We start from the raw sequence: 6,475 nt of genomic DNA, 5'->3' as shown, positions 1-6,475 counted from the left end.
GTCGGCCGTCGCGTTTCATGCCGATAGCATACACCAACGCCGCAACAATGTCGCCTATATTTCTGACCTATGAGTAAGTGCGCCGATCACGACGTCGGAGGCCCGTTGGGGGCCGTGGTCAAAGTCGAAGCCGTCGATTTTTGCATAAACCTTAGGTAGTACCAGGTAGCCAGTCGCTGCAGGCGGCGGCTTGGGCGATAAGTCCAACTGGCTCGAACTCTCTGCTGACTCGTCCCCGAGCTTCCGCCGTTTTGAGCTACTCGGCGCCCCGGCATCCGGCCTATTGAACGGCTCTGCCACTCTCCGGCTTCTCTCCAACGCACGCACGAAGTTCGCCGACCATTCCTGAATGCTATGGTCTTTAAGCTTGCTCATCATCGGTTCCCAGCGTTCTTGGCGCTCCTTGAGTGGCATCGAGATCGCCATCGAAAGCGCACGCTCGATGTCGCCAGGCTCGCGGGGGTCGATAAGCAGTGCGCCGTCGAGCTCCTGGGCCGCGCCCGCAAATTTCGACAAGACGAGCACGCCGGGATCGTTGGGGTCTTGTGCGGCGACATATTCCTTCGCCACCAGGTTCATGCCGTCAGACAACGGCGTCACCACGCCGACGTCCGCGGTTCGGTAGAGACCGGCGAGTACGGCTTGGCTGAAGCTCGAGTTTAAATAGCGAATCGGCGTCCAGTTGACATTTCGATGCTCGCTGTTGGCATCGCTGACGAGACCGGCAATGTAGTTCCCCAGATTGCGATAGGCTTTGATGCCACCGCGCGACGGGTTAGCGATCTGCAAGAGCGAGATACTGCGCGGCTTCTTGGTCCACAGACGTGCGAATTCGTGGATGCGTTTGTCGACACCCTTGGTGTAATCTAGCCGGTCGACGCCTATCGCAAGCTTCTCGCCGTTCAGACCGCGCGGAAGGGACGAGACATAGGGCTGCGAGATCGACTCCTCAGCATATTTGGCGAACCGCTCTGCATCGATCCCGATTGGAAATACCTGGCATCGGGTTCGGCCATGACGCGAGATCACATGACCATCCTCGGTGGTCAGCCCGATTTTGTTATCGACACAGGCAAGGAAATTCTGGCGGTCCCTCTCGGTCTGGAAACCGATCAGGTCGTACGCCAACATCGACCAGATCAGTTCACGATGAGGCGGCACCCCCCGTATCACGACGGGCTCTGGCCACGGTGTATGCAGAAAGAAGCCGATGGGCCGGTCGAGACCGAGCTCACGCAACCTAGCGCCAAGCAGAAGGAAATGATAATCGTGCACCCAAAACGCGTCCCGCTCGCTGAACTTGAGCAGCGAGCGCGCCATGAGCTCGTTAATCGCACGGTAGCTGTCATAATCGTGCTGCGAGAAGCTGACTAGTTCGCTAAACCAATGCAACGCTGGCCAGAGCACCGAATTCGCAAAACCCTCATAATAGCCACCATAGTGCTCGCCCGGCAGATCAAGCGTCATAAGCTCGCCTTTACCGAGCGCCTGGACATTGGGTTCCCTGCGGCGAGCATCGGCCTCTTGGAGTCGCACGAGACTCGTTTTGTTCTCGACCGTTATCCTGCGAAGGTCTTGGAAAATAAGGATTTTCCTGTGGTGGGCGCACCAGGGCTCGAACCTGGGACCCGCTGATTAAGAGTCAGCGACGGGTCGAGAATAATCAATCACTTACTGGTCGCACCCAAGGGCTTATCTGACGCAAGATGGGGATTCGTCGCACGATCATATCAGCAACAGTCTGGCTACTAGCTAGCATCAATCTCCGGCCGTCGCGCGGAGCATGAGATTTTGAGATACTTTATCGGCGCTCGGTTGCTCATGCGGCGCTCAACGATCGACAAGTGGCAATACGTGGGCGTAGGCAAAGCGCCGCAATGTTACCTTGTGCCTTTCCGGCCTCGAACGCCCGCGGGGGGCTGTCAAACAGGGGCAAGGTTAACTGAGGGCCTTCCTAGCGCGAGTACTCACCCACCACGATTATTACCGGGGAACAGATGGGATCAATGTTCTCGGCGAGGTGGTATTTCTTGCATTCGAAATAATCCATTGGCACGTCTGAAACGTTGGCTTCTATTCCTGAAGCATTCAGTGCCGACGCCAAGTCTAGCCCAATTGATTTTCCTCTTGAGCTATCAGTTGTGAAGATGATCACCCCTATGCGCGGGACCTGCGACTTAATGAAGCCATCGGGGACTTCATCGATCTGCCATCCAGCGTCCGAAAGAGCGGCGCGAACTTGCTCAGCCAACGATGCTGCTTCTGTTGATGACGGATATGCAGAAATAAAGGCTCTTTGCGTTTTGTTTTGCGTGGCAGCGGACGCAAACACAGCCATTGTCTTGCTTATTGATTTCATTTGTTCGAGGGTCATCTTCCGAGGAGTGAGCCTTTGTTCCAGGCTATGCCGGGCAGCCTCCCAGTGCCCCTCTTTCACGTTGGTCATCCAAATAGAGAGTGCGGTCGATATTACGCCAACCACCAAACTTGTTACGAGAACCCCATTTGAAATGTCGGCTATTCGGTTCGCGACCTCAAGAGAAGGCCACATTTTTCTCGCTCCTCGGTGCAGCATCTCGGTACCCACGGTTTTTGCTGCTACGCTGTGAAAGGCATACTGTTCCGCCTGATACCTTTGTTCCCCGGGCTCGGGTCTAATTGCATCTCAAATTGACCAGTGCGTAGGGCGCGAAAGAGCGCCTCTCCTCAGCCAATAGAATGAAGCTGCATCTTCGTTCGAATCCCATCGTTTAGCGACGAAAGGCTCAGGCTTCTGCGACATATCGGCGGGCTGTGCGAGCAGGAGCTCGGAGTGATCTTCCCACTTTTCGTTTTCGACCCTTTGCACGAGCTATTCCAAGGTGTCGAGCCCAAGCGAAGGCACGAGAACGTAAGTCGACTTGTGGGCGAGCCGCGAAGTTAGTCGCGAAGCATCTTCGTATCGTTGAAGAACAGTATCGTGCAAATCTGGTCGGCCGCGACACGGAAGGTCTCTTCATAGATCTCGAAATCTTCGGCTCCCCTCCGATCGAACCAGGCATCGGCACCGATGCGCCTCGGACCGCCTTTGTCCTGATGTTTTCCGTACAGGGCGGAAAACGCAAAGCTCTCGTGATCCAATTCCTGTTTCGGAAACCAGTGATCCGGTACGCTCGGCGCCTTCCTGAACCAGGCACGCCCCTGTTGCGAATGGGATACCAGCATGATCGGAAAGAAATCCGTCTCCGCGATCTTCAACGCCGTGGCGGTCAGGCTTGCATCGAAAGCTTCAGCAGTCTCCCTCACGGCCTTGAGTGTGGGTCGTCGCAAGACTCTAAGCATCGGCTCGAGCAGATACCGCGGCAACAGAAGGTCCGATGCATAATCATCGGCGACCCGCTCCGGATCGGTTACGGAACGCTTTCGATTACCGATGTCGTCCGACCGGCAGATGAGGCAGCGTCCTCGATGATGATGCCAATGCCCCAATTCATGTGCGATCGAAAATCGCTTTCGTCGGGGCGACGCCTTGGCGTCGACGGTGATGATCGCCCTATCCCCCCGTCCGACGATCCTTGCTTCGCAAGAGTGTAATTCGCGAACGTTGATCCGCGCGCCCAATTCCCAGGCGATGGCCTGTAGATCGATCTCTTCGGGGCGATCTATCCCGAAATCCTGTAGAAGCAGCTCAGGAAGAGTGAGGCGACGGCTCACGACTGGTCTCGATCCTCCGCTTCCCAAGCGTCGAGTTCCGCAAGGTCCTCATCCAGGCTGGCGGCATCCGCCTCCGCGTTCGCCCTTCCGCTTCTGGCGGCTAAAGTCATCTTCTTGTCCAGGACCGGATCCGATTTTCGCAAAGATAGCACCCGTTGGCCGTCGGCCCTCATCCCGCTGCGGACCGTCGGAGCACCAGCGACATGGAGTGCGACGTCGGTCTTCGCACGGGCCAAGCGCAGCTTTCCGACCATCCCTTTAGCTCGGAGCAGGCCTTCACGGGATGCGGCGACATCATCCTTGCCGACGAGCTCGGCCGCTTCCGAGTCGGTCAGCCCCAAGATTTCCTCGATTATGGCCTCGTCGAGCCGATCGACACGCTCTTTCTCGCTCATGGTCGTGTCCTCAAAGCGGTACGCCGTCGGGGAAACTTACCTGCAATTTACGAATCCACCGTTTTCGGGCGGCAGCCAAACCCTTGGTGTCGGTTCCGAGTACCTCTTCGAGGTCTTTCCCACGCTGGCCGTCGGCCAACGCCTCGACCAATAGTTCGAGTTCGTAGTCCCCCGACACCAACTGCCCTGCTCTCTCGATCTCTTTGGTATACATGGTCCGCGCCAAAGCCTGATCTTCGGGAGACGGCGTGTTTTGATCTTCCGGCTCTTGGACCTCGCCGGCGCCGTACTCTGGTACGTAGACGAGCTCCAGCCCGGCATTCTTCCTAGCCCTTTTGCGGGCCCGGGGTGTTTCCGACGCGATACTTTTGATGGTGCCGGCGAGGAATTCCACGATCGCGACACCAACCTTGCAGGTTCGGCTCGACAGGACCCTCAAGAAGGCCTCCTGCCTGAGATCGTCTTCCGACATATCGGTGCGGGGCGCGAAGTGACGCGCCACCAACGTCAGTCGACGGTGGTCGTTATCGCTCAACCCATCGAGTGCCGCCCGGATCTGTGCCGCCGTGTAGCGGATAGCGCCCGGGCCGGATTCTTCGGAATCTTCGGACCGCATGAGGCCCCCAGTTGGGCAACCTATTGATGAATGCGCCGGACAGAGGGGATTCGGACAAAAATATTTTCGTGTCCGAATCCGCCTCAGCGAGCGCACCAGGTTGTAGATGGCAGCATGTGAGCTGTCCACGATACCGCGGGCTTTGGCCCGGAAAGGTTAGCTAACATGTCTGAATCTGGAAATAAATCGGTCGAACAGCTCGAACGCGAGGCCGACTTCTTGAAGGAGGAGGTCGAGGGCGTCGACGACGTCATTCGATCCGAGGAGAAGATCAAGCGCGATCTCGAAAAGCGAGAGCATGAGCTCGAAGAAGAGGCGCGTCGCGAGCGCGAGAAGCACGATCATGACCATGATCATGGCCATTTCGTGCGGATCACCATGGTGGTCAACGGCCAGCCGGTCGTTATCGAGGCCGAAGAGAAGGAAAAGCTGGCTGAGGTCCGGCAGAAGGCGCTGCAGGAGACGCAAAACCTGGCTCAGCCGGCCGAAAATTGGGAAATCAAGGACGAAGCCGGCACCGTTCTGGATCCGGAAAAGCGCGTGGGCGAATACCACTTCGGCAAGGAAGTCACCCTTTTCCTCAGCCTCAAGGCGGGGGTCGCCGGCTAACCGTGACACAGGTCGTCGATCCCGAGGTCTCGCGCGCCAAGTTCGACCGCGAAGTCGCCGCCTACCGTAAGCTGGAGGCGACCTACCGGAAGCGGGGATGGCTGCTGCTCGATGCCGTATTCCCCGAAGTCTTCGTCGTCTTCGCGGCGACGAAGATTCGGCCTGCGCCCATCGTCGCAGGGGTCGTGGTCGACTTTACCGACTACGATCTGCAGCCGCCGTCCGTGCTCTTCGTAGACCCTTTCACGCGCGAGAAACTACTCGCCTCTAACGTTCATTTCCAGATGCTCAGACGGCCACCGATGCCGCCCGACGCCATGGCGGCACTGATTCAACAAGGCGCGTTGCAAGTGTCGAACATGATCCAGGCCAATAGAGCGGACGATTATCCTTTCATCTGTCTGCCGGGCGTCAGGGAATATCACGACAATCCAGCGCATACGGGGGATTCATGGCTGCTGCATCGCGGTTCTGGCGAAGGCTCCTTGGTCTTCATTCTGGAGAAGATCTGGATGTACGGCGTGGATCCGCTCTCGGCGTACAACATCCAAATCCAAGCTCAAGTGAACGGGGTCATCGCGAATATACAAGGAATTCCGGAGTGAACCGGCTTGCCCACGTCGAAAAGGTCCTGGTCAAGCGACGGGACGCGCAACTCGTCCATTCCCATCTTCGCGCCGTCGGTCGCCAGGGATATGAGGGCTTGGGGCTCTGGGCCGGCAAGCAGAACGGATCGGTGTTTCAGGTCAATCAAGCGATCATACCGGCCCAGCGCCACATCCGCACGGCCGACGGCGTGTGCGTCATCACCGGTGCCGAAGAACTGCACCGAATCAATGTCTGGCTCTACAAGAACGGCCTGGCACTGATCGCGCAGATTCACAGCCATCCCGGCCGCGCCTACCACTCCAGCACCGACGACGAATTCGCGGTCGCGACCACGGTCGGTTGCTTCTCGCTCGTCGTGCCTGATTTCAGTACCGGACCGCTCGATATCGGTCGCTTCGCGTCATATCGGCTGGATGCATCCGGAAGATGGCGTGAAATTCCGGCCGCGCGCGCAGCGCAAACGATCGTGATCGAGGACTAGTACCCGGAATCAGAGCTGAGTGATACGGCGGCCTTTGAAGCGGCGTTGACGGACCTTTTTCTTGGTCCAGAC

General features: G+C 57.8%; 7 protein-coding genes and 1 pseudogene. 3 read left to right on the top strand and 5 right to left on the bottom strand.

Annotated features, from left to right (window positions below):
- Positions 1 to 303: 303 nt before the first annotated feature.
- The 5 genes and pseudogenes from AC5ZG5_RS45370 to AC5ZG5_RS45350 form a co-directional block, all read right to left on the bottom strand.
- A pseudogene (locus tag AC5ZG5_RS45370) lies at positions 304 to 1,467 on the bottom strand (alpha,alpha-trehalose-phosphate synthase (UDP-forming)); the annotation flags it as partial.
- Positions 1,468 to 1,954: 487 nt separating this feature from the next.
- Positions 1,955 to 2,551: a hypothetical protein gene (locus AC5ZG5_RS45365; RefSeq protein WP_456647095.1), complete on the bottom strand. Its 597-nt coding sequence runs from the start codon at positions 2,549 to 2,551 to the stop codon at positions 1,955 to 1,957.
- Positions 2,552 to 2,919: 368 nt separating this feature from the next.
- Complete coding sequence (locus AC5ZG5_RS45360; protein WP_456647094.1) at positions 2,920 to 3,693, bottom strand: ImmA/IrrE family metallo-endopeptidase; 774 nt, start codon at positions 3,691 to 3,693, stop codon at positions 2,920 to 2,922.
- Positions 3,690 to 4,088: a hypothetical protein gene (locus AC5ZG5_RS45355; RefSeq protein ID WP_456647093.1), complete on the bottom strand. Its 399-nt coding sequence runs from the start codon at positions 4,086 to 4,088 to the stop codon at positions 3,690 to 3,692. The genes AC5ZG5_RS45360 and AC5ZG5_RS45355 overlap by 4 nt, the downstream gene beginning before the upstream one ends.
- Positions 4,089 to 4,098: 10 nt before the next feature.
- A complete protein-coding gene (locus tag AC5ZG5_RS45350; protein ID WP_456647092.1) occupies positions 4,099 to 4,704 on the bottom strand; it encodes a hypothetical protein in 606 nt (201 codons plus the stop codon).
- Positions 4,705 to 4,869: 165 nt separating this feature from the next.
- On the opposite strand from AC5ZG5_RS45350, the gene AC5ZG5_RS45345 reads away from it, so the two are divergent.
- From AC5ZG5_RS45345 to AC5ZG5_RS45335, 3 genes are read left to right on the top strand one after another with little or no spacing between them, the layout of a single operon-like run.
- The gene (locus AC5ZG5_RS45345; protein ID WP_456647091.1) at positions 4,870 to 5,313 is read left to right on the top strand and encodes a DUF2604 domain-containing protein; all 444 of its coding nucleotides are present in this window, start codon (positions 4,870 to 4,872) and stop codon (positions 5,311 to 5,313) included.
- 2 nt (positions 5,314 to 5,315) lie between these two features.
- The gene (locus tag AC5ZG5_RS45340; protein ID WP_456647090.1) at positions 5,316 to 5,918 is read left to right on the top strand and encodes a putative metal-binding protein; all 603 of its coding nucleotides are present in this window, start codon (positions 5,316 to 5,318) and stop codon (positions 5,916 to 5,918) included.
- The gene (locus AC5ZG5_RS45335) at positions 5,915 to 6,403 is read left to right on the top strand and encodes a Mov34/MPN/PAD-1 family protein (RefSeq protein WP_456647089.1); all 489 of its coding nucleotides are present in this window, start codon (positions 5,915 to 5,917) and stop codon (positions 6,401 to 6,403) included. Before AC5ZG5_RS45340 ends, AC5ZG5_RS45335 begins: the two co-directional genes overlap by 4 nt.
- Positions 6,404 to 6,475 lie beyond the last annotated feature (72 nt).

Source organism: Bradyrhizobium sp. Ses1, from assembly GCF_059512365.1.
The sequence above is the reverse complement of the archived record's forward strand: the minus strand, read 5'-3'. Positions and strand labels throughout refer to the sequence as shown.

Bases quoted from the DNA above. Each gene is read 5' to 3' on its own strand.
- AC5ZG5_RS45350 (WP_456647092.1), bottom strand. From the start codon at position 4,704: ATGCGGTCCGAAGATTCCGAAGAATCCGGCCCGGGCGCTATCCGCTAC.
- AC5ZG5_RS45345 (WP_456647091.1), top strand. From the start codon at position 4,870: ATGTCTGAATCTGGAAATAAATCGGTCGAACAGCTCGAACGCGAGGCC.
- AC5ZG5_RS45355 (WP_456647093.1), bottom strand. From the start codon at position 4,088: ATGAGCGAGAAAGAGCGTGTCGATCGGCTCGACGAGGCCATAATCGAG.
- AC5ZG5_RS45365 (WP_456647095.1), bottom strand. From the start codon at position 2,551: ATGTGGCCTTCTCTTGAGGTCGCGAACCGAATAGCCGACATTTCAAAT.